Annotated in this window: 19 protein-coding genes; 10 read left to right on the plus strand and 9 right to left on the minus strand. The window is 59.6% G+C overall.

Going from position 1 to position 23,334, the window contains the following annotated elements:
- The first annotated feature begins 85 nt into the window (after positions 1-85).
- Both L0U79_RS11465 and L0U79_RS11470 read left to right on the plus strand, forming a co-directional pair.
- Positions 86-2,290, plus strand: a complete 2,205-nt coding sequence (locus L0U79_RS11465; protein ID WP_233842413.1) for a hypothetical protein — start codon at positions 86-88, stop codon at positions 2,288-2,290.
- Positions 2,291-2,411: 121 nt separating this feature from the next.
- The gene (locus L0U79_RS11470) at positions 2,412-2,822 is read left to right on the plus strand and encodes a hemerythrin domain-containing protein (protein ID WP_233842414.1); all 411 of its coding nucleotides are present in this window, start codon (positions 2,412-2,414) and stop codon (positions 2,820-2,822) included.
- A 24-nt stretch (positions 2,823-2,846) separates the two neighbouring features.
- On the opposite strand, the gene L0U79_RS11475 is transcribed toward L0U79_RS11470, so the two are convergent.
- The 5 genes from L0U79_RS11475 to L0U79_RS11500 all read right to left on the minus strand — a co-directional run bounded on the left by L0U79_RS11475 (position 2,847) and on the right by L0U79_RS11500 (position 7,509).
- Complete coding sequence (locus tag L0U79_RS11475; protein ID WP_233842415.1) at positions 2,847-3,332, minus strand: GyrI-like domain-containing protein; 486 nt, start codon at positions 3,330-3,332, stop codon at positions 2,847-2,849.
- 66 nt (positions 3,333-3,398) lie between these two features.
- Positions 3,399-3,947, minus strand: a complete 549-nt coding sequence (locus L0U79_RS11480; RefSeq protein WP_233842416.1) for a YbhB/YbcL family Raf kinase inhibitor-like protein — start codon at positions 3,945-3,947, stop codon at positions 3,399-3,401.
- 123 nt (positions 3,948-4,070) lie between these two features.
- Positions 4,071-5,279 (minus strand): M48 family metallopeptidase, encoded by a 1,209-nt coding sequence (locus tag L0U79_RS19265; protein ID WP_304488653.1) that lies wholly within the window; start codon positions 5,277-5,279, stop codon positions 4,071-4,073.
- 89 nt (positions 5,280-5,368) lie between these two features.
- Entirely contained in the window at positions 5,369-6,871 is a 1,503-nt protein-coding gene (glpK, locus tag L0U79_RS11495) for a glycerol kinase GlpK (protein WP_233842417.1), read from the minus strand.
- Between the two features lie 83 nt (positions 6,872-6,954).
- On the minus strand, positions 6,955-7,509 hold the full coding sequence (locus L0U79_RS11500; RefSeq protein WP_233842418.1) for a hypothetical protein: 555 nt from the start codon (positions 7,507-7,509) through the stop codon (positions 6,955-6,957).
- 150 nt (positions 7,510-7,659) lie between these two features.
- Here L0U79_RS11500 and panE point away from each other — a divergent pair, with 150 nt between their 5' ends.
- The 5 genes from panE (at position 7,660) to L0U79_RS11525 (ending at position 16,583) form a co-directional block, all read left to right on the plus strand.
- On the plus strand, positions 7,660-8,589 hold the full coding sequence (panE, locus tag L0U79_RS11505) for a 2-dehydropantoate 2-reductase (protein WP_233842419.1): 930 nt from the start codon (positions 7,660-7,662) through the stop codon (positions 8,587-8,589).
- Between the two features lie 122 nt (positions 8,590-8,711).
- Positions 8,712-10,544 (plus strand): FAD-binding oxidoreductase, encoded by a 1,833-nt coding sequence (locus tag L0U79_RS11510; RefSeq protein ID WP_233842420.1) that lies wholly within the window; start codon positions 8,712-8,714, stop codon positions 10,542-10,544.
- 412 nt (positions 10,545-10,956) lie between these two features.
- Complete coding sequence (locus L0U79_RS11515) at positions 10,957-12,639, plus strand: hypothetical protein (protein WP_233842421.1); 1,683 nt, start codon at positions 10,957-10,959, stop codon at positions 12,637-12,639.
- A gap of 314 nt (positions 12,640-12,953) precedes the next feature.
- Positions 12,954-13,742 carry an iron-containing redox enzyme family protein gene (locus L0U79_RS11520; protein WP_233842422.1) on the plus strand — a complete coding sequence of 263 codons (789 nt, stop codon included), beginning with the start codon at positions 12,954-12,956 and terminating at the stop codon, positions 13,740-13,742.
- A gap of 93 nt (positions 13,743-13,835) precedes the next feature.
- Entirely contained in the window at positions 13,836-16,583 is a 2,748-nt protein-coding gene (locus L0U79_RS11525; protein WP_233842423.1) for an EAL domain-containing protein, read from the plus strand.
- A gap of 177 nt (positions 16,584-16,760) precedes the next feature.
- Here the strand turns inward: L0U79_RS11525 and msrA are convergent, their stop codons facing one another.
- The 4 genes from msrA to L0U79_RS11545 all read right to left on the minus strand — a co-directional run bounded on the left by msrA (position 16,761) and on the right by L0U79_RS11545 (position 18,629).
- Positions 16,761-17,444: a peptide-methionine (S)-S-oxide reductase MsrA gene (msrA, locus tag L0U79_RS11530; RefSeq protein ID WP_233842424.1), complete on the minus strand. Its 684-nt coding sequence runs from the start codon at positions 17,442-17,444 to the stop codon at positions 16,761-16,763.
- A gap of 86 nt (positions 17,445-17,530) precedes the next feature.
- Positions 17,531-17,755 carry an RNA-binding S4 domain-containing protein gene (locus L0U79_RS11535; protein WP_233842425.1) on the minus strand — a complete coding sequence of 75 codons (225 nt, stop codon included), beginning with the start codon at positions 17,753-17,755 and terminating at the stop codon, positions 17,531-17,533.
- Entirely contained in the window at positions 17,752-18,195 is a 444-nt protein-coding gene (locus tag L0U79_RS11540; RefSeq protein WP_233842426.1) for a barstar family protein, read from the minus strand. The genes L0U79_RS11535 and L0U79_RS11540 overlap by 4 nt, the downstream gene beginning before the upstream one ends.
- A complete protein-coding gene (locus L0U79_RS11545; RefSeq protein WP_345778431.1) occupies positions 18,192-18,629 on the minus strand; it encodes a ribonuclease domain-containing protein in 438 nt (145 codons plus the stop codon). Before L0U79_RS11545 ends, L0U79_RS11540 begins: the two co-directional genes overlap by 4 nt.
- A gap of 164 nt (positions 18,630-18,793) precedes the next feature.
- Here L0U79_RS11545 and L0U79_RS11550 point away from each other — a divergent pair, with 164 nt between their 5' ends.
- From L0U79_RS11550 to L0U79_RS11560, 3 genes are all read left to right on the plus strand, one after another.
- On the plus strand, positions 18,794-19,789 hold the full coding sequence (locus L0U79_RS11550; RefSeq protein ID WP_233842427.1) for a hypothetical protein: 996 nt from the start codon (positions 18,794-18,796) through the stop codon (positions 19,787-19,789).
- Positions 19,790-19,916: 127 nt separating this feature from the next.
- Complete coding sequence (locus L0U79_RS11555; protein ID WP_233842428.1) at positions 19,917-21,593, plus strand: serine hydrolase; 1,677 nt, start codon at positions 19,917-19,919, stop codon at positions 21,591-21,593.
- Between the two features lie 75 nt (positions 21,594-21,668).
- Positions 21,669-23,309 carry an alpha/beta hydrolase-fold protein gene (locus L0U79_RS11560; RefSeq protein ID WP_233842429.1) on the plus strand — a complete coding sequence of 547 codons (1,641 nt, stop codon included), beginning with the start codon at positions 21,669-21,671 and terminating at the stop codon, positions 23,307-23,309.
- Positions 23,310-23,334 lie beyond the last annotated feature (25 nt).

Below are 23,334 nucleotides of genomic sequence, written 5' to 3' on the forward strand. Positions count from 1 at the left end.
CTCATAGTTGAGCTTGACGCGCTTCATTGACGCAGCGTAGCGATACGAAGAACAATCGCTGGGTTATCTACGGGATATCTTCGGCATGAATCATCGGTTCGGGCTTCGCGTCGTGCTTTTTCTATGCGTATGCGTATTGATGCCGCGCCCAAGCGCAGCCACGCGACACGAGATTAAAAGCGGCGGGCTGATCTTCGCCATCGACGATGCGACCGGCGCGTATACGCTCGATGATGGCGCGCTGCGTTTCGGCGGCCATCTGCCGGAGGGCGCGACGCATGTATCGCTATCGGAAACGGGACTGCATTTTGCGTTAGCGAAAGATATCGACGCCACGGTTTCGCCGGCGCCGGGCAAGTCGAATGCGCTGTGTTTTTCATGGAAAATCGCGGGAAAGAATCCCGTGACAAACCTTCCGGCATTTCCCGATTTCAGTCAAATGCCGGCAGGACTGCATTCGCTTTCCCATCAACAACAGAATTTCGCGCCGCCGGTTTTCGATTCGCCCCAAGATGCCTCGACGCCATGGGTGCTTTTCAATGACGATGGCCGCGCGCTTATTATCTCTCCGGCATCGGATTTCTTTCTCGCGAGCATGCTCGGCGACGCCAAGACGCGTATCGCGGTGGGATTCAACGCGGAAGTAAAAACGCTGCCAACTGGGTTTAGCGCGACGGCGCTGGTCGCATCGGGTGCGGACATTGCTGCGGCGTATGAGCACTGGGGCGCATCGCTTCGCGGGCTCTACCGTCGCACGCCGGCTTCCGCCGATGCCGATCCTATTCTGCGTTATATCGGCGTGCTGACGGACAATGCAGGCGGTCACTATTACTACAACTACGAATATGCCGAAGGTTTGAGTTACGAAGAATCGCTGGTGCGATTCTTCGAGCGCACGCGCAAAGCCGGTTATCCCTTCGGTTATCTGCAGCTCGACAGCTGGTGGTATGCCAAGAGTTCGTGGAATCCGGAAGAGAAAGTCGGCCATATCAAGAATCCCGCGCTACCCGACGAAGATTGGAATCGCTACGGCGGTCTGCTCGAATGGAAAGCGCAGCCCGGCGTATTTCCCAAGGGGATGGCGGAGTTTCACCAGCGCGTAAATGTTCCCTTTCTCGCGCACAATCGGTTTATCGACAAAGACAGCCCCTATCACAAGCGATTCGATATTTCCGGGGTCGCCGCAGTCGATCCGCGTTATTGGAACGAGCTTGCCAACTACGCCGCAGCGAACGGCATCGCGATTTATCTGCAGGATTGGCTGGACGCCATCTATCGATTCTCGCCGGCATTGCACAACGTGCCAGGTTTGGGCGAGAGGGTGATGGACGGCATGGCGGCGGCGATGGCGGCGCGCGGCATTACCATGCAGTACTGCATGGCGTATCCGCTGCAAATGCTGCAGGGGGTGAAGTATCCGAACCTCACCACGATACGCGCTGCGGGCGATGGATTGACACGCTCCAAATGGACGCAGCTGGCGTTCAATGCGCGGTTGATCCACGAGCTCGGCGCATGGCCGGCGACGGACGTGCTGCCATCCAAGGATACGGCGGCCATCTTGTTCGCCACGCTCTCTGGTGGGCCGGTTGGGGTAGGGGATGCGTTCGAAGATCTCGATCGTGCCAACATCTTCAAATCCGCCCGCGCGGATGGCGAGCTGGTTAAGCCGGATGAGCCGTTGATGCCGCTGGACATCAGCTATCTCACGCAGGTAAAACAGACCGGTGCGCCGATCCTTGGCGCCACCTTTAGTCGTGATGGCGATCACTCGACCGCGTATCTCTTGGCATTTGCCGGCGATCCCTCGAAAGCATCCGCCGATTTCACCGTAACGCCCTCGGCGCTGGGTTTTTACGGGGACGTGGTTGTATTCGACCCGATGTCGGAAACGCTAGCCCTTGTAAAGGGTAACGCTGCAATCAGCGGAGAGCTGACCGGACCGGATGCCTATGCGTATCGGATTGTCGCGCCAGTCTCAGCATCCGGCATCGCCGTCATCGGCGACCTGGGCAAATTCGTGACGATGGGGCGCAAGCGTGTCGTCGCGTACCAAGATCTAACGCATGGCGTGCAGTTGAAACTCGCGTTTGCGGCAAACGACCCCGCCATCACAATAGCCGGCTATTCACGTTCCTCCATCGCCGCCCATGCCACCGGCGCAACCGTCATCTCGACGGTTCACGACTCTCGGACGGGACTATTCAAGGTGGAACTACGCCCGAATATACACACGGCGACCGAAGTCACGCTTAGGTTGGATAGCTCCTCTAAGTCAGGGGCCGAATGACCGGCGCCCCATTCGGGGCGCTCACCGCCACCGGCTATGCCTAAACCCACAATTTAAGGGGTTTAGGTTTCTTGCCGATAACCCTCCGTCAAGGGCGTTCCAAGATGGGAAGGGTGGGCGTATGAACCTCGAGAAGTTCAAGCAAGAGCATGTGGATCTGCTCGGCGCGGTAACAGTTTTGCGCGAATTTGTGCAAGCGGGCGTGTCGGAAAACGCGGAGGCGATCTGCAAACAACTTATGTCGATGACCGCTGTGATCAAGCTGCATTTGGCGGCGGAAGATCGGATGCTTTATCCGGCGCTCGCCAATTCGAAGAACCCGTCCGTTGCGCAGGTTGGCAAGCAATTCCAGCAGGAAATGGGCGGGATCGCCGAGACGTTTACAGCGTTCGTATCGCGCTGGAATCTGGCCAGTAAAATTGCCGCCAGCCCGAGCGGCTTCAAAGACGAAGCCAATGCCGTGTTTAAGGCATTGCACATGCGGGTGCAGCGCGAGAATCGAGAGCTTTATCCGCTCGCCGAGACGGTTTGAGCCGAATCCGCCGGTTTCTTTGGATTACTTGAGCGGCAGGAAGATATCTACCACGGCTTCCTGCTCCGGCACATCCGGAGGGAAGCGCACGCGTTGCGCGAACAGCGGAAAGTCGCCAGCGCGTTCACCGCTTTGCGGCAACCATTCGGAATAAAGATAAGCAACGGATTGCCAAAGCCCGTTGTCCGTACCGACGTGCCTAAGCACCGCGCAACGGTTGGCGGGGAGCGTCCGGGTTGCGATGCCAAGCGAGTCATCTCGCATATCGCGGTCGACCGCCACGCACAAATCGATACGAAAATCGTTCGACGCAACCCGATACGGATCGTTGTAGAAGATATTGAACGTGGCGTGCTCGCTGGGATGTAGATGCTGTTGCTTACGCCAGGCGACAAAGGTTTGAATGGAATCGCCGATGCGCTTGGGATCACCATGGTGCTGCAACACGGCGACTTTGGTTTCCGGAAAATCCACGATACGTATCGCGTGCGTTGGCGTTTCGGTGGACATGCAGAGAATCCTTAGCGTATCTATCGGCGATACGGAATGCGCAATAGAGCGCTGCAGTGTACGGGCTCAACTACCACGCGCGTACAGTCCCGTTATTTCACCTTCCGCCAGCACATGTCCTTCGATCGCAGTCTTCAGTTGCTCGGTGACGACGCCGGGCGGCAGCCCCGGATTTACGTCCAGCGCGTAAACATGGAACACGTAGTGATGCGCGTTTCCTTCCGGCGGACAGGGGCCGCTGTATCCCGTGGTGCTGAAACTATTGAGACCTTCCGCGCCATGCATGAGGCGACGCGAGCGCGTCGATGCGCCTTCGGGAAGATCGCGAATGTCGGCGGGAATGTTGTAAGCCAGCCAGTGCGTAAAGGCCATTGGCGCATCCGGATCCGTCGCGACGATGGCGAAACTCCGGGTGCCGGCCGGCGGCGTAGGGAGCTCAATATCCGGCGATAGATTGGGGCCTTCGCAGGTGAGTTTCGACGGCATGTTTCCACCGTCGCTGAAACTTGAGCTTGCTACATGAAGCGAAGCTGGCGCCGCCCATGCGATCGCAACCAGCGAAACGAGAATCAAGGCGCCCGTCGCGGCGCGGAAGGACGATGTCTTGCGGTTCATCGCAGTGCACCGCTTTGTGATGGATTCAGGTCAAGCTTAACGCCGAACGGGATGCGCGAAACAAAAAAAATGGAGCAGCTCGCGCTGCTCCATTCGACTGTGGATCTAAAACCCATTTAAACGCTAAGGCTGTGTGCGGCATTCCTGCGGCAGAACGGCTGCGGGGATGTTTCCGCCACAGGTCCAATGAATGGTTCCATTGCTTACGCCGGGTGTCAGCAGCAACGTGTGACCGCGTAACGCCGCATTTACGAACGTAATACTGATTTCGCCATTCTCGCCAAGCTCAATAGCGGCAACGCTGCGGTCGCCTGGGAAATCCGCCAAGCCGGCCTGTTGCAGGGTCGTCGGCCACTGCTGGTGACTGACGCCGAATTGTGCGACGGCTTGCCGATAGGGTGCGCTATCGATCATCGCGCTGGTCAGCGCGGCGCGTTCCACATAATTTTGATAAGCGGGAATCGCGATCGCGGCAAGAATGGCGATATAGGCCACCACGACAGCGCCACCGGCAATGCCGAGCCCGGGAACGCGCGGCAACAAGATGCTGATGACGTAGGCGAACGGATTGCGCCGTCCCAACGTTGGCGTGCGACGATCCGCCATCGCGCGCATCCACGCATGGCGTTTGCTCAGCCACGGATAGTCGCCGACCAACTCATGCAGCGACATCCAGAAGCCCGGCGTCGCTGCGGCGCTTTTGCTGTATTCCTCCAGATCGACGTTGCGCCAACGGCGCTTGCCGGCGGCCAAAGCCACCAGTCCGTATTGGGCGTCTTCCGGATTTTCGCAAACGGCCAAGCCATGACGATCACAGGTGTATTCGCGTGCGCGCGAATACGCAGCGCCAATCACGGGCAGAAACAGCGCTGGCGCTAAAATTTTGGACCAGGTCAGATGGTGGCGACGCAAATGCCCCAGTTCGTGACCGATATAAAAATCCAGCGCGCCGGGCCGGTCTTCCATGCTGTCGACCACATCCGAAAGCAGCACGACAAAGTTGCGACCAAGAAAGCGCGTGGCGAATGCGTTGAGCACACCGTTGCCGTTGACCAGATATGCCTCTGGCACTTGCTCCATATTCAATTTGCGCGCGCACCGATAAATACGCGAACACAAATCTGGCATTTGTTTCGGCGTAATGCGAATGGCGTTGCCGCGAAGATGCGCAATCAGCGCGGAATGCGCGACGAGCGCGAAGAGCGCAAAGACCAGGATGTAAATCAACAAAGCACCGAAGGTGCCGAACAGCAATACGATCCAGATGACGATCGACAAACCGAGCGCAATCGTGCGCAACGTCGTCTCGTTCCTATAGACGAGTTCGTTCATTTCCCTTGTCCCCTGTAAGGCGCATCCCCCGATGCGCCGAGTCAGTCTAGACCAGCGCTGGCTGCCGAATCCAGCGATTTTCGGAGCACTCAGGGATGGTGGCCAAACGCCAACGTGGCCTGCACCGCGCGCTTCCAGCCTCCATAGAGCGCATCCCTTTCCGAGGCCGGCATTCGGGGTACGAATTCGCGCTCCGCTTGCCATTGTTTGCCGATCTGCTCGCGGCTTTCCCAGAAGCCTGTCGCGAGGCCGGCGAGATAGGCGGCGCCCAGCGCCGTGGTTTCGTAGACTTTCGGTCGCGCCAGGGTGACGTCCAAAATATCCGCCTGAAACTGCGCGAGAAAATCGTTGGCGATGGCGCCGCCATCCGCGCGTAATGCTTTGAGCGTCAGCTGGGCGTCGGCTTGCATCGCATCGAGCACGTCGCGCGTCTGATAGGCGAGGGATTCCAACACCGCGCGCACAAAATGTTCCTTGCGCGTGCCACGGGTGATGCCGAACATGGCGCCGCGTGCATCGCTGCGCCAATAGGGGGCGCCCAGGCCTACGAACGCCGGCACGCAATAAACGCCTTCGGTGGAGGGCACGCGTTCGGCGTAGCCTTCCGAATCGGGCGAGTTATCGAGCATGCGCAAACCGTCCCGCAGCCATTGCACGGCGGACCCCGCAACGAAAATGCTACCTTCCAGCGCGTACTCCACGTGGCCACCCACATCCCACGCGACCGTGGTGAGCAAGCCATGTTCCGAACGCACGGCCTCCGCACCGGTATTCATCAACAAGAAACAGCCGGTGCCGTAGGTGTTCTTCGCCATGCCAGGTTCGAAACAGGCCTGCCCGAACAGCGCCGCCTGCTGATCGCCCGCGACGCCCGCAATGGGAAGGCGCTGGCCGAAGAATTGTGTGGCGTCGGTGTAAGCGTAGATTTCGCTGCTGGATCGAACCTCCGGAAGCATCGCCGCCGGTATGCCGAGCATATCGAGCAACGCGGGACACCAGCGCCGTTGATGGATGTCGTAAAGCAAGGTGCGCGATGCGTTGGTGATATCAGTGACGTGTGCGCGATTTTCCGAAAGATTCCAGATCAGCCAGCTATCGATCGTACCGAACAATAATTCGCCGCGTGCGGCGCGTTCGTGCGCGCCGTCGACATGATCCAAAATCCATTTCGCCTTAGTGCCCGCAAAGTAGGCATCGATCAGCAATCCGGTGCGTTCGCGCACAAGCGGTTCGTAACCGTCGGCTCTCAGTTGCTCGCAGATAGCCGTGGTCTGACGAGATTGCCACACGATGGCGTTGTAGATCGCTTGCCCCGTGTTGCGGTCCCACACCACCGTCGTTTCGCGCTGATTAGTAATGCCGATACCGGCAATCTGCGACGCACTGATTTGCGTCTTGGTCAGTACTTCGACAATGGTGCTGCGTACGCTCGCAAGAATTTCGCGCGGGTCGTGTTCTACCCACCCCGGGTGGGGAAACAGTTGGCCGAATTCGCGTTGCGCCACGCCGACGATCGCGCCGTCCCGGTTAAACAGCATCGCGCGGGAACTGGTCGTGCCCTGGTCGATGGCGAGGATGTAACGGCGATCCATCTTGCGTCCCGCATGCCCGATGCCACGATCGGCGTACGCGCATGGTGCCAAGGCTAGTCGGGCGAGGGAAGACGTCAGCCGTTTTAATCGGCCAGACTTACCGTGACAAAAGTGTCGTGAAAATAGCGGGCGCGCAACGTGTCGTCATCGACCGTCAATGCATTGGCGTGCATAGGCTTGGAATCCGGATACAGCATTGGCGTGGCGAAACTCATAAAGCGATTGACAAAGTTGACGCTCCACGCACCGTTCATTGTAATCACTGGCGTGGTGGCGGTGCCGCTGAGCTGTTGCACCCAAAACGAGATGCGTCCGTCTTCGGGAACCACGAAGCGGTGATTCGTTACACCTGAAGTGCCCGCGTAATAAGGAAACAGGGGCACCGTCTGCACCAGATGCATATGCGGGCAGTCGGCATCGCACATCGCCACCTGCAAAATCATGACGGGTCGTGCATTGAAGGCGTGCACTTTGATCACATCGCCCTTTTTTAGCGCGGACGTGCTCTGAAACATAATTGGCTTGCCGTCATCGCCATTCACCAAAACGTTGAAGGCGGACATATCCGTGGCGTGGGCGATGGATAGCGAACCGAATGCGGCGATAATCGTTGCCAGGGCGATGCGTGAAATAAACATGATAACGACCTCCAAGGAGGATTCGTGCCAATCGTTCCTTTGCGGAGCATGCGCCGATTTCCGGCATCTGTCATGCGCGTTTCTTGGCGCGCCAATTCTTGCGAGGTTGGCGGATAATGCCGGGTGTTTTCTTGCGTGGGCGATACAAACATGAAGATTCTGGTGGTGGGTGCGGGCGCAATCGGCGGCTATTTCGGCGGTCGTCTGCTTGAGAGCGGGCGGGACGTGACGTTTCTTGTTCGCAAAGCGCGCGCTGAAGCGCTGGCTCGCGACGGGCTGGTGATTAAAAGTCCCACCGGCGATGTCACGCTCGCTTCGCCGTCCACCGTTCAGGCGCAAGCACTTAGCGAGCCGTTCGATTTGGTGATACTCAGTTGCAAGGCGTATCACCTCGAACAAGCCATCAAAGACATGGCTCCGGCGGTCGGCCCGCAAACGGCCATCTTGCCGTTGCTCAACGGCATGCAGCATCTGGATTTGCTGGACGCGCGCTTTGGCGCGGAACGCGTGCTGGGCGGTTTATGCGCGATTCCTGTCACGCTGGATGCGCAAGGCGTGGTGCGTCATCTCAGCACATGGCACAGTTTGACGTTCGGCGAGCGCGACGGAACGCATTCCGAACGCATCGCAGAGGTGGCGCAAGCGATGTCCAGCGCGCGATTCGAATCGCATCTGAGCACGGCGATCCTGCAGGATATGTGGAACAAGTGGGTGTTCCTCGCGTCGCTGGCCGGCATCACCTGTTTGATGCGCGCGACCATCGGCGACATCGTGGCCGCGCCGGGCGGCGAGCGGGCGACGCTCGATCTGCTGGACGATGGCTACCGGGTCGCCGAGGCGCACGGTTTCGCGCCGGCGGAGAAGGTGATGGAGCGCACCCGCGCCGGTTTGACGGAAGCCGGTTCGACCTTGAGCGCTTCGATGATGCGCGATCTGGAGCAGGGCGGTGCGGTGGAAGCCGATCACGTCATTGGCGATCTTTTGGCGCGCGGCGAGGCGTCGGGATTGACGTTGCCCATGTTGCGATTGGCTTACACGCATCTGAAGGCGTACGAGATCCGGCGCGGCCGGTCGAGCTGAGGGCTCCGATTCGTCCCTGATGCACTGCCGTTCGTCACTCGCTCGGCGCGATCGATCCCATGACGATGGCGCCGGGGACGCGAAACGCCACGATGGTCAACATCCCGATACGGAGTTCGATCATGAACAGGCGAGAGCTTTTGAAGGCGGCATTGGCGATTCCGTTTCTGCCGGGCATGATGACCGGCGGGCTCGGCTCGGCGTGGGCCGCTACCGGTAAGAAAGTTTCCCGTCTGTTTCGCTCACGCGTGCGACCCGGACAACCGGGTTGGCCAACGCCCGCGCAGTGGGGCGAGCTGAACCACTCCGTCGGTGGCCGGTTGCAGGCATTGCAGTCGCCGTTTGCGCATTGCTCGGCCTCCGATGCCGCGTGTGCCGAAGCGCTCAAGCACATCAAGAATCCGTTCTATATCGGCGATCAGCCCGCGCTGACCCAGACCAGCGGTTGGGTCGACGCGTGGCGGTCGCAGCCGAGCGTTTATGCCGTGGTGGCGCAAAACACGGCGGATGTTGTTGCGGCCGTTAATTTTGCGCGCGAGCATCATTTGCGTCTGGTGGTGAAAGGCGGTGGTCATAGTTATCAGGGCACCTCGGATGCGCCCGATTCCTTGCTGGTGTGGACGCGGCATATGAATGCGGTAACGCTGCATGATGCGTTCGTGGCGCACGGTTGCGAGGGCATGCATCCGCCACAGCCGGCGGTAAGCGTACAATCGGGCGCGATGTGGATCGACGCGTACGACGCGGTCACCACGCATGGCGGTCGCTATGTGCAAGGCGGCGGATGCACCACGGTCGGCGTGGCCGGGTTGATCCAGAGCGGCGGCTTCGGCAGCTTCTCCAAAAATTTCGGCACGGCGGCGTCCGGATTGATCGAAGCCGAGATTGTTACGGCCGACGGCGTGGCTCGCATCGCCAATGCGTGCACGAATCCGGATCTGTTCTGGGGCATCAAGGGCGGCGGTGGCGGCAGTCTCGGCGTAGTGACGCGCTTGACGCTACGCACGCATGCATTGCCGGAGTTTTTCGGCGCCGTGTTCGGCGAAATCAAAGCTGCGTCGGACGATGCGTATCGCGCGCTTATCGCGAAGATCGTGAGCTTCTATCAAAGCGATTTGTTCAATCCGCATTGGGGCGAGCAAATCGCTTTTCGCGGCGACAACGTGTTGCGCATTTCCATGGTGTTTCAGGGATTGACGCAACAACAGGCGCAAACGATATGGCAGCCGTTTCTCGATTGGGTCCATGCGCAACCGGAATACGCCCTTGCCAAGCCCATGCTGGTGGTGGCAGTGCCTGCGCAGCATTTTTGGGATGCCGATTTCGCTCGCCAACATTTTCCGGGCGTGATGGTCGACGACGATCGAGAAGGTGCGCCACGCAACCATGTGTTATGGGCGGGCGATCAGGGGCAGGTGGGTTGGTTTATTCACGGCTTCCAATCCGCGTGGTTGCCTGCCTCGTTGCTGCGCCAAGACCGGCAGGCGTCATTCGCGGAATCGATCTTTGCGTGCTCTCGCATTTGGGATGTCGAGTTTCATGTCAATAAGGGTCTCGCTGGTGCGCCGGCCGAAGCTATCGCTGCCTCGCGCGATACGGCTACTAATCCGCAAGTGCTCGACGCGTTTGCGCTCGCCATCATTGCCGGCAATGGTCCTCCTGCTTATGCAGGGATGCCTGGTCCTGGGCCTGATCTGGCGCATGGGCGCGACGAGGCGGCGTCCATCGACCGCGCCATGGCCGCGCTATTGAAATCGGCTCCCGATGCCGGCGCCTATGTTTCGGAAAGCAATTATTTCCAACGCGATTGGCAGACCGCCTTTTGGGGAACGAATTATCCGAAGCTTGCGGCGGTGAAGCGGAAATACGATCCGGAAGGATTGTTCTTTGTGCATCACGGCGTGGGAAGCGAAGCGTGGAGCGCGGACGGGTTTACGCATTTGTCATCGTCGTAATAAGTCGCGGTCGTTCGTGATTGTCTTCACGTATTAGGGCCTGTTCACACTATTTGCGTAGCCCGCGCCGGGAGCTGTTTGCACGCCAGCCAAGGAAGAGCGAGGGAGTGTACGTCCGTACACGACTGAGCGATGACGCCGGATGGCGGGCAAACAGACCCTGCCCTTCGGGTTGCCATTGAGTGGCCGCCATGCGGCAGCGCGCGGCTTGGCTTGACAGCCGTCAAGCCGGCACCTCGCACTACCACCTGTCGGCCACTCAACGGCAACGCGGGCTACGCAAATAGTGTGAACAGGCCCTAATTACATATCGACGCCTTACGCATCGCTGTCAAAAAGTCTTCATTTGTCGTGATTACCGTGGACGGGTTGTGCGCAGTTGCTCCGCCATCCCACCCAACCGGAGATCATGATGACCAACCGTTCCCGCTTTCGCATTCGCCGCAAGTACATCGTCGCAACGCTTGCTCTCACCGCTTTGGCAGCCGGCGTCGCCGCGTATGCCGACGATGATTCGCATGGCCGCGATTTTCATTTCTGGCCAGGCAACTTGGTCGTCAGTCGTAGCGTGTACGACAACAACGCCAGCAATGTGCAGGTGGGCCAGGTGTTGCCGCCGAATTGTCCCGCGGCCAGCGGCGCATGCGGCGACGCCACGGGTGCGCCGTACGACGGCACGTATCCCTATGTGTGGAACAACGATATCTACGACGCAAGCTTCGGCATCACGTCACGCATCTACCTGGATCAGATCACGCCGAACGGTTGGTTGATCGACACGCTGGAAGTTCCCAACAGCATGCGTCCGACGGCGCACGAAGGCGAGTTGGTGACGAGCTTCAGCTCGAAATCGGAACTCGGTCTGCATCTGTCGCTGGATGGCCGCTATCTCTCGTTTATGGGTTATGTCGCGCCGGTCAACGCGATCGACGTATCCAACGCCAACACGCCGCTGGTGGTGGACAACACCAACCCCGACGGCAACGTCGCGTATCGCGCCGTCGCGTTGGTGGATCGCAACGGTCATTTTCGTTTCACCGAAACCAATGCGTACAGTGGCAACAACGGCCGCGTTGCGATCTTCAATAACGTTGGCGGCGCAAATGTGTTCTACACCGCGGGCAACGCCGGCAATGGCAGTAATCCGCAGCCTGACGGCGTAGTGCTTGGCGCAGGTACGCAATACATCGTGCCGTCGACGTTGCCGGAAGCGTTGCAGAATCCGACGACACCCACGCCGCTCGCGAGCTTCTCCATCACCGCGCTCGGTGCGAAGGCCGACAAAATCGGCAAAGACGATAATTTCCGCGGTATGACGGTGTTCAACAACGTGCTGTACCTCACCAAGGGCAGCGGCGGCAACGGCGTCAACACCGTGTATTTCGTCGACACGACCGGCAAGGCGTGTACGAATGGTGTGGGCGTGCCGGCGGCGGGCGCGGCGCTGCCGACGTCTGCCTTGTCGTATAACGCGGCGACGCTGCAGACCAGCGGTTTGCCGACCAACATGTGCATCCTCTCCGGTTTCCCGAGCACGCCGAACAAGACGGCCAAAACGCTCGCGTATCCGTTTGCGATCTGGTTCGCGGACGCGAATACCGTCTATGTGGCGGATGAAGGCGATGGTTATGCCGGCGGCACGGATCTGTACACGCATGCTGCCGCACAGACCACCGCCGGTTTGCAGAAATGGGTGTTCAACAAAACGACGCAAACTTGGTCGCTGGCCTATACGCTGCAAGCGGGATTGAACCTGGGTCAGGCGTACACCGTGCGCAACTATCCGACTGGCAATAACGTCGCGACGAACTTGCCGTGGTCGCCGGCGACCGATGGTTTGCGCCAGATTACGGGTCGCGTCGATGAAGACGGCAAGGTCACCATCTGGGCGGTCACCTCCACCATCAGCGGCAACGGCGATACCGGCGCCGATCCCAACAAGCTGGTGGCGATTCGCGATGAGTTGTCGAACACCACGGCTGCCGGCGCAGCGAACGAGCAATTCGTTACCTTGCGCTCGGCCAAGTTCGGCGAAGTACTGCGCGGCGTGTCGTTCGCCCCGGGTACGGACAAGCAGGGCAAAGGCAAGCACTAAGTAAACGATCGATCGCGGGCATGCGGCCATGGCATGCCCGCGGTTGTCGATGCTTGGCTTATGTCGGGGCGCCCCGTTATTCCGCTTGGAATGGCGGTTGCCGTTTTTAACGATTCAGGGTGCGAGGTAGCCCGCATGGCGAAATGGCGGGCTTTAGCCCTCGACGAGACATAACGTCGCTATCCCTAAGGAAAACGAGGGTCGCAACCACCGAGAGAGACGCCCACTATGTTGGGGCTGGGGCCGCTCGAGGCCTCGGCATCGGCGCTGATCACCGCCGAATTACCCTCAATCTAGCTAGTGGAGAATCACGTATGTACTCTCAATTCGAACGCACCGGCCCGCTGACCGAACTGTCCAGCTACCCGCATTGGGCGCAAGACCTGGTCATTGCCTGCGAGGCGACCAAACAGGAAGTCGTCCGACACGACGTCTGGACATTGATGCGCGATAACCGCCTGGATGCCACCGGCACCCGCGACTTTATGGTGGGCGTATGGCCCGTCATCGAGCGCTTTCCGGGCTATATGGCGCACAACCTGCTGAAGACCCGATATGGCCGCAGCCACGGCGAAAACATGGCCCGCCGCTGGCTGGTACGCAACATTCGAGTGGAGCAAAATCACGCCGAATACTGGCTCAACTGGGCCGAAGGGGCAGGGGTTGCGCAAGACGAGGTTTTGAACGGAACCACGCCGTACGGAACGGATGCGCTGGCCAACTGGTGCGAAGAAGTAAGCCGTAGCGCACCGCTGGCCGCCGGCATGCTCGCCACCAATTACGCGGTGGAAGGAGCGACGGGGGAATGGTCGCAATGGGTGTTCGACAGTGCCACCTATACGGAAAGCTTCCCCAAGGCCATCCGGGCCGGGTCGTTGCGTTGGCTCCAACTTCACGCCGCCTATGACGATACTCATCCATGGGAGGCGCTGGAGATCGTATGCACCTTGGTGGGCACTTCACCCCGACCGGATGAAGTGGCGTATTTGCAAGAATGCGTGAAACGCAGTTATCTAAGTATGCGGATTACTCTGGACCGGTGTCTGGATGTGCGTCGCGACCCGTGGGTAGCCAATGCGGTGGCCAGTGAGGTGGCTGCTTAAGGCTTAAGTTAAGCCACAGGGGGGCGATACATATCAAGCAAAGTCAGCAGTTTGGTTCGAACTGTAGATGACAGGCTCTAAGATAGGGGCACAATGCGTACCGCCCGTAATGCTCAGCAACGACCGCTGTCACAACGTCTTATGCCGCTGGCATACGGCTTGGCGGCGGTCGTTGGCCTGGTTTTATGCCTGACCTGGGGGGCGCTCCAGGTCCAGGTAACACTTGCAGGTTTTTTGAATGGCGAAAGCCTTTGGTCGAAATCGCAAAAGCAGGCCGTTATCGACCTGACCGCGTATGCCCGTACGGGTGACGGGAGTCGGCTGGAAAGCTTCAGGCAACATGCCGAGGTCATCCGTACGGACCGCTGGGCGCGCGACGCCATCGCCAGCGGCCATTACGACAAGCACGCCGTAGGCGAGGCGTTCCGGCGGGGCGGGGTGATCCCTGCCGCGATCCCGGGCATGATTTTTATCCTCGACGATTTCGCTCAGGCGCCGTATGTGGGACAGGCGTTGACCGACTGGCGTTCGGTCGATGTGGCCCTGGAACAACTCAACGGCATTGCCGACCAGTTGCAGCAAACCTATGCGCAGGGCACACCCACGCCGGAAGAAATTTCCCGGCAGCGCAATCGAATCGATACCCTCAACAATTTCATCCAGCCGCGCAGCGACGACTTTTCGTTGCAGATCGCCTTAGGCGCCGCGTGGCTGGGCAAGGTGCTTTTCATCAGTGTGTTGGGAACCGCGTTGGCGGCCTCCCTGTTGTGGATGCGCATGGCGCAGCGCATTTTAGCGGGCATTCGCGGCACCGAAGAGCGTTATCGCTTGCTGTTCGACAGTGCGGCCGACGGCATCGTGATGGTGGATGAGGTGCATGGCCGCATCCTCGGGGTGAATCGAACGACCACGCTTTGGACCGGACGCGATTCGCAAGAATTGATCGGCATGAACTTCCATGATCTTTTTATGGAAGGCAGTACGCGTTCCGCGGGATCGTCGACCATCGGTTTGCTGCGCGCGGTCAACGGCTTGGTCCGCACGGTCGAAACGCATAGCAGTCTGACGACCTGGGGGGCACAACCGGTGCGCCAGGCGATCATGCGCGATATTTCCGATCGCGTGACGATGGAGCAAGAACGCCGCATCGCTGCGGAAGCGCTGGCGAGCGTGGCCGAAGGCGTGATCATCGCCGACGCGGAGCGACGTGTGACCACCGTCAATGCCGCGCATACGCGCATCACCGGCTATACGCTGCCATATCTGCAACATCACCGCTTCGACGAATTGCGTCGCCTCGCCGATGGCGCGCCGTTGCCGGCGTCGATCTGGGAAATGGTCGCCGAAGGCGGCAACTGGGTGGGTGAGGTGCAGAGCTGGCGTTCGGACGGTTCGTCGTATCCCGAATTGCTCAGCATCAGCGCCATCCGCAATGCCGAAGGCGTGGTGCAGCACTACGTCGCGGTAATCACCGATATCACACGCAGCAAGGCGGATCGTCAGCGGCTGGAATACATGGTGGCGCACGATCCCTTGACGGGATTGGCCAACCGCAGCGAATTCCAGCGCCATTGCTCGCACGCCATCGAAGCGGCTGCGCGCATGAGCGGTGCGGCAGCGGTGTTGTTTGTGGATCTGGATGCGTTCAAGGCCGTCAACGACAGCTACAGCCACGCCATCGGCGATCGCCTGTTGGTGAAAGTGGCGCAACGCATTCGCCGCGAATTGGGCGAAAACGATGTGGCCAGTCGTATTGGCGGCGATGAATTCACTGTATTGCTCGGCGGTTTGCGCACGCGCGAGCAGGCGGCGCAATTCGCCAGTCGTTTGTTGCTGAGCCTGTCGGAACCGATGCTGATCGGCGATTACGAAATCGTGATGAGCGCGAGCATCGGCATTGCCGGCTATCCCTTGGACGGCAGCGATGCCGTCACGCTGATCGCCAACGCGGACGCGGCGATGTACGCCGCCAAGACGCAGGAACGCAACGCGTATCGCTTCTACACGCCGCTGATGCACGCCGACGCGCGCATGCGCCTGATGCTCGGCGCCGATTTGCGGCAGGCATTGATACGCGACGAATTCCACCTGGTGTTCCAGCCCAGCGTGGAATTGCGTACTGGCAAGATCGTCGCGGTGGAAGCGCTGCTGCGCTGGCGCCATCCGGAACGCGGCGAATTGATGCCGGATGAATTTATTCCGCTGGCGGAAAGTCTGGGTCTGATCCGTCGGATCGACGCTTGGACCATGCGCGCGGTTTGCGCGCAGATTCGTCAGTGGGATCAGATGAAATTGCCGCCCGTGCGCGTGGCGATCAATGCGTCCGCAGGTACGTTTGGACACCCAGGCTTTATCGAAAGCGTGAAGCAGGCCTTGCAGGCCACGCAGATTTCGCCGAAGCGGTTGCTGTTCGAAATCACTGAAAGCGCGATTCTGCGTTTGGGCGAAGCCACCGAGCAGACCATGCACGCGTTACACGCGCTCGGCATCGGCATCGCCATCGACGATTTCGGTACGGGTTATTCCTCGCTCGCGTATCTGAAGCTTTCGGGCATCGACTACCTCAAGATCGACCGTTCGTTCGTCACGGATCTACCCGACAGTGCGAACGACGTGGCGATTGTCGAAGCCATGCTGGCGATCGCCAAGAGCTTGGGCATGTGCACGATTGCCGAAGGTATCGAAACCGCTGCGCAGCACGAATTCCTTCTGCGCGCCGGTTGTACGGAAGGACAGGGCTATTTCTACGCGCGCGGTTTGCCGCCGGTAGAGATCGAGCGGATGCTGTCGCCCAATCCGAGACATGAGCCGTCGCGGTTGCGGCTGGTTCCGCCGAAATAACGGCGCGTTTAGTCTCGCCTCGCCGTCATTCCGGCGAAGGCCGGAATCCAGTAAAAAATGCGTCCGAAGGACTCAGCATATTTTGTATTGAGTGCTTCGCACAGCGTATTTGTACTGGATTCCGGCCTTCGCCGGAATGACGCTGAGGCATGGCAAATATTTAGGCGTACATGAAGCTCAAAGCTTCACTTCCACCAGTACCTGTTCGCGCTGATACATATCGGGAAACGTCTTCCTCAACTGCGCAACTTTCGGCGCATCGTTGATCATGATGTACGGATCGTTGGGATGGTTGCGCGCGTAATCCTGGTGGTAGCGCTCGGCGGGATAGAAGCCTTTCAGCGGTTGCACCAGGGTCACGATGGTGTTGTCGAACACCTTGCTTGCATTGAGTTGTGCGATGTATGACTCGGCGATTTTTTCCTGCTCAGGGGTCGCATAAAAGATTTCCGAGCGGTACTGCGTGCCCGCATCCGGTCCCTGGCGATTGAGCGTGGTGGGATCGTGGGCGACAGCGAAATAGATCTTGAGCAATTGACCGTAGCTGACGACGGCGGGATCGAACTGCACTTGAATCGATTCGGCGTGCCCGGTATTGCCGTCGCTTACCTGATCGTAATGCGCCGTGCCGGCGTCGCCGCCACTGTATCCGGCCAACACGTTGCGTACCCCGTGCACATGTTCGAACACCGCCTGCATGCCCCAGAAACAGCCCCCTGCCAGCACGGCGGTTTCGGTGCCGTGCGCCGTCGTTTTGGGCGTATCGAGCGTGGGGTCCGGCACGGGCGCGTTGCTCGCGGCAGCCGTGCAAGCGGTTAACCCGATAAGGGCGGACAGCGTGGCGAAACGACGGGTTTGCATGGCATGTCTCCGTAAGAATCTGTCTGGTATTCGCTGACGAGGTCTATACGGTTACGCGGCGGTCACCGATGCGCTAAATCATTGATTTATTCGGCCGCTACCACGTGAATTTCGATATCGTCGAGCTGAACCCGCTGGCCCGCGTGAATCTTGCAGGTTTTGCGAAGTTCCTGTTCGCCGTCGACGTAAACCGCGCCGCTGGCGACGATCATTTTTCCCTGGCCGCCGCTGTCGCACAGCCCCGTCAATTTAAGCAGCTGGTTGAGTTCGACGTAGTCGCGGTCGAGTTCGAAATCGATGTGATGGGTCATGAGTGGCGTGGCGAGGGCATCGCCATAGGATGTTTGGGCAGACTGAGAAATGCGAAGAACGGCCGATTCTCGCCGATGGCGAAGTTGGCCGATTCATGAAGAATGCCAAGCAGCGTATCGAAATCTTTCGCTGCGGCTTGGCGCAGATCGTTGGCGTGATCGAGCAGCAGCACGTGCCCCGTCCCTTGCAACCATCCCAGATCGCGCAGCGTATCGACCAAGGCATCCCAATTCTGGCCGAAACCGGCCGGCAGCTTGAGCGCGGTGGCGAGGCGGCGCAGCAGTTCGACTTTGTCGTGGCATTCGGCAAGGTCGGCGCGGCATACATATAAGTGACCTTCTTCCGCGGCGGCCGCCAAGGCGTCGAAATCGGCGGCATCGACAAAATACACGCCGCCGTCGTTGGCATGCGTGAGATCGAGCGCGCCTTCCGCGCTCATCGATTCACCTGAAACGTTTGGAAGCTGCGGTAGTGATCGCCGGTGTAATAGAAGATTGCCGGTGGTGTGCCGCCGGTGATGATGCGCCGCGTGCCGCGGTTCTGCGCGCCAGGCGTTGGCACCGTGTATTCGTGGTAATAGCCACGCGGTTGTTGCGGCAGCAGACCTTCGTAATTGCCGAATACGACGCCGTCCTGGCTGTAGGGGAACGGTCCGTTTTGCAGAATAGCCGTCAAGGTGACGCAGGCTTCGGCGGGCATAAACGCCGGTAAGTTGGTATGCGCGGCGGGGCAATTCTCGTTACCGGTGGCGCGAAGCGTCACGTTGCCGTTCGACACCATGTCGGGCGGCGGCGGTGCGTGCCGGTTCCAGAAAACGATCGCGCCGATCAATCCAGCGATCAGTACCAGAGGAACGAAACGAGACAAAGACACCGCGGACTCCTTGTTGGCGATACGCGCAGTGTAGTGCGTTGCGCGACGGCGTGCCTCGCATGCAATGGTTCAGCGCAGCATGCAGGGAGTGACTTTAAGGACATGCAGCGGTTCGGAGCGAAGGATATACAGCGCTCACCCCAATCCTGCAGGAATGAAGCGACATGGTCCGCAAGCCTTTATGGTGGACGGTAGCGGTCGGCCTATGTGCCGCGACCGGTTCGTTGTTTGCAGCAGATACGTCAACCCGCGCGCCCGAGATTTTTGCGCCGGGCGTGATTTCAGGGCCCGCCGGCGAAGCGTGCCCCGCATTTACGCCCGATGGAAATACCGTGTATTTCGATGTCGGCAACATGATCCTGGTGTCGCATCGCGTGCATGGCGCGTGGTCGAAACCGGACATCGCGCCGTTCTCCGGGCAATGGCTCGATCACGATCCCACGATTTCGCCCGACGGTTCGTATCTCGTGTTCGTGTCCAACCGCCCGATCAAGCCGGGCGCCGATGCGCTGGGCGTCACCGTAAAGGGCATCTTCTATCCCGCGCGCGGCGGAAATTTGTGGCGCGTGGATCGCAAAGGCAATGGCTGGGGCGAGCCAGTGCATCTGCCCGAAACCGTCAACGCCAGCGACCGCACGTATGCGCCGAGCATCGCGGCGGATGGCAGTTTGTATTTCATCCATCCCGATGCGAACAACGTCTTCCACATCTACAGTTCGTCGTATGCGCAAGGCGCGTATCAGCCGCAGGCGATGGTTGCAGTGGGCGACCCGTCGGCCACGACGCACGATCCGGCTATTGCGCCGGATCAATCGTTTATGGTGTTCAATTCGGCCGATCCCAAAGCTGGCGGCATGGGTGATTTCTACATCGCGTTTCGCGAGGGCGATCGCTGGGGCAAACCCATCGATCTGGGCGAAGCGATCAACGGCAAGCCGGGCAAGTGGAGCCAATGGGGCGCGCATATCGGGCCTGACCGTCGCACGCTTTACTACACCAGCGATCGGCGCTCGGATGTGACGTATCCGCTGTCCCCCGAGCAGGCCAAGGCGACACTGGCGCGCATGGAAAGCTGGGATAACGGCGGCGACAATATTTGGACGGTGTCCTTGGCGCCGTGGCTGGACGCGCATCACGCGGATGCGAAAAAAGGCTCGTAATCGAACCTGATGCGGGGCAGGGCAAGCCTGCCTCGCATCGTCAAGCATCGAGATGGGTGACTTCTGGCGAGCAGCCGAATCGGAACAGTCCCGCTAGACTGCGGCTTTGTTTTCTTGCGGAGCCGATATGCCTCTTCCGACCTTGTCCTTGCGCCTGACTGGGTGCTGCGCTGCGCTGGCGTTCGCGTCGGCATTCCAGGCGTCGCCCGTGTTCGGCGCGCCCACATCGCCGGAAGATGCAGCGCAGCAAATCGCGCAGCCCGGGTTGCCGCCGTCGCTTGGCGATTTCGGCGCGTATGTCGATAACGCGCGCAAAACCTTCAACGTTCCTGGCATCGCCGTCGCCATCGTGAAGGACGGCAAGGTGGTGATGGAAGAAGGGTTCGGTGTGCGCGAATCCGGCAAGCCGGACAAGGTCGACGCGCACACGTTGTTTGCGATCGCCTCAAATACCAAAGCGTTTAGCGCCGCCGCACTGCAGATGCTGGCGGAGCAGGGTAAGGTGGACATGGACGGTCGCGTCACCGACTATCTACCGTGGTTCCAGATGTCCGATCCGTACGTCACGCACGAAATGCGCGTACGCGATTTGCTCGCGCATCGCAGCGGCTTGAGTCTGGGCGCGGGCGATTTGTTGTATTGGCCGCCGACCAGCTATAGCACCAAAGATGTGGTGGAACGTCTGGCCAATGTGCCGCTTACGAACGGTTTCCGCAGTCACTACGCGTACGACAATATTTTGTTCGCCGTGGCGACGTTGATTATCGAAAAGGCATCGGGGCAGAGTTACGCCGATTACCTTCGCGATCATATTTTCAAGCCGGTTGGCATGAACGAATCGCTGGTCGACATGACGTATCTCAAGCCCGGCATGGACTATGCGATGGGCCATGCGCTGTTCGACTTCAAGAATTTGAAGCCCGTACCGCCGATGGCATGGCTTAACGATCCGGGAGCAGGTGGTATTTATGCCAGCGTGCACGACTTGGCCAAGTGGATGAACGTGCAACTGGCCGGCGGTGAATTGCCGACGGCCGATGCGGATGGCAAGCCGAGTCGCTTGTTCTCGCAGGATAGTCAAAATCAGATGTGGACGATGCTTACGCCGATTCCGGTGAGCAAGCCGCCGATTCCCGAATTGCAATCCGTGATGCCGAACTTCTCCGGTTACGGCGAAGGCTGGTTCCTCAGCGACTATCACGGACAAAAACTGGTGTGGCACACCGGCGGTTGGCCGGGCATGGTGTCGCGCGTAACGCTGGTGCCGGGTTTGAAGCTGGGCGTGGTGGTGCTTACCAATCAGGAATCGGGCGCAGCGTTCAACGCGGTAACGTATCGTGTGCTGGATGCGTATATCAACGGCAACGCAAAGACCGACTGGGTGGCGGTGTACGACAAACTCGTCAAGCACGCGCAAGGCAATGCGGACGATAGCTGGAAGAAACACGAGGCTTCGCGCAACGTCAACAGCAAGCCTTCGTTGCCGCTGCTCAACTACGCCGGCACGTATCGCGATCCGTGGTACGGCGATATCGTGATCAGCGACGAAGGTGGCAAGTTGCGTTTGCGCTTCAGCAAAACCAAGCAGCTGATCGGCACGATGACGCCGTGGCAACACGACACGTTTGTCGTGCGCTGGGACGACCGCGCGTTGAACGCGGACGCCTTCGTTAACTTTGCGCTCGATGTGGACGGCGATATCCGCGAAATGCGCATGCAGCCGGTTTCGCCGTTGACGGATTTCAGCTTCGATTTCCAGGATCTGCGATTGACGCCGGTCAAGGCCGAAGCCAAAGCAGACTAATAACGTGTGTCGGGGCGATGCGCCCCGATCGAATATCGCGATTGACGCAACTGTCATTTATGTGGGGAGATATCGATGCGTTCACGTCAGCTTGTTCTGAGTGCAGTACTCGGCCTGAGCTTGTTCGCAGGGGTTTACACCTATGCGCGCGAACAGGCGCAAACCGTTCCTACGCACCGCTTCTTTCACGTGCAGTTGGGCGGCGATGAAGCGCAACCCGTATCGGGCCGATTGTTGTTGTTTGCGGAAGAAGCCAATGCCGCCAAGGCCGGCGCGGAAAACGGCGCGGTGACGGAAGTCGACACCAATCCTTTCTTTCCTACGCAAACGGCGATCGCCGCGCGCGATATCGATCGCCTCGTTCCTGGTCAGATCATCGATATCGATGCGGATGGCCAAGCGTTTCCCGATGCCTGGTCCAAACTTCCTCCCGGCGATTACGTGGTGCAGGCGGTGTTGGACGTGCATCGCAACTACAACTACGTGGGACGCGATACCGGCGATATCGTGAGCAAGGTGGTGTCGGTGCATTTGCCCGATACCGATATTCCGACGCTGACGCTCGACACGACCGTGCCTGCGCATGACCCGTGGACCTTGCCCGGCTCCATACCCAAGCCGTTGCGCGACGCGGCCGAAACATTGCATAAGCAATCGCCGTCGGTCGATTTCGTCAGTCCGTCATTGACGCAATTCTGGGGACGCCCGATTCATATGCTTGCGCATGTGGTGCTGCCACCCGGTTACGATCCGTCGTCGAGCACGCGCTATCCCACGGTGTATTACACGCACGGATTCGGCGGCAATTACGACCGGCTGGTGCGTCCCATGGCGTATGTGCAAGCAGGCATGGCCAGCGGTGAAATGCCGCCGATGATCTGGGTGTTTCTCGACGAATCCAGCGCAACCGGCACGCACGAATTCGCCGACTCCGTGAACAACGGACCGTGGGGGCAAGCGCTGACCACGGAGCTGATTCCGTATCTGGAATCGAAGTACCACATGGACGCGAACGTGCATGGCCGTTTCCTCAACGGTCACTCGTCCGGCGGTTGGGCGACGCTGTGGTTGCAGACGCGTTATCCCGGCATCTTCGGCGGTACGTGGTCGACGTCGCCCGATCCGAGCGATTTCCACGACTTCACCGGTCCTGATCTGTATGCGGCGCACGCCAACGTGTACCGCAAGCCGGATGGCACGCCGTACCCGCTGGTGCGCGACAAGGGCAAGGTGATTGCGACCTTCGAGCAGTTCGCCAAGATGGAGCGCGTGCTGGGTCCTTACGGCGGACAGATGGCGTCGTTCGAATGGGTGTTCTCGCCACGCGGCAAGGATGGTCGGCCGGAGCCGATGTTCGATCGCGATACCGGCGATGTCGATCCGCAGGTCGTCGCCTACTGGCATGATCACTACGACATCGCCCACCGCTTGCAGGCGAACTGGCCCACGCTGAAGTCGGATCTCGACGGCAAGATCCATCTGTTTGTCGGTACCGCCGATACGTTCTACCTGGATGGTGCGGCGCATCGTCTGAAGGCGGTGCTCGACGGGTTGGGCGCGCATTCTGAGTTCCGCTTTATTCCTGGCCGTACGCACTTCGACCTGTATCAGGTGGGCGACGACCGCTTCGGGTTGATCCACGAGATCAGCTGGGCGATGTACGCCGTGGCCCGGCCGGATTCCAAGTTGAAACCGAAAGTGAACCAAGCTCACTGACGCGTAGGAATTTGCTCTACTGACA

The organism is Dyella sp. 2HG41-7 (genome assembly GCF_021390675.1).
Lineage (GTDB): Bacteria > Pseudomonadota > Gammaproteobacteria > Xanthomonadales > Rhodanobacteraceae > Dyella_B.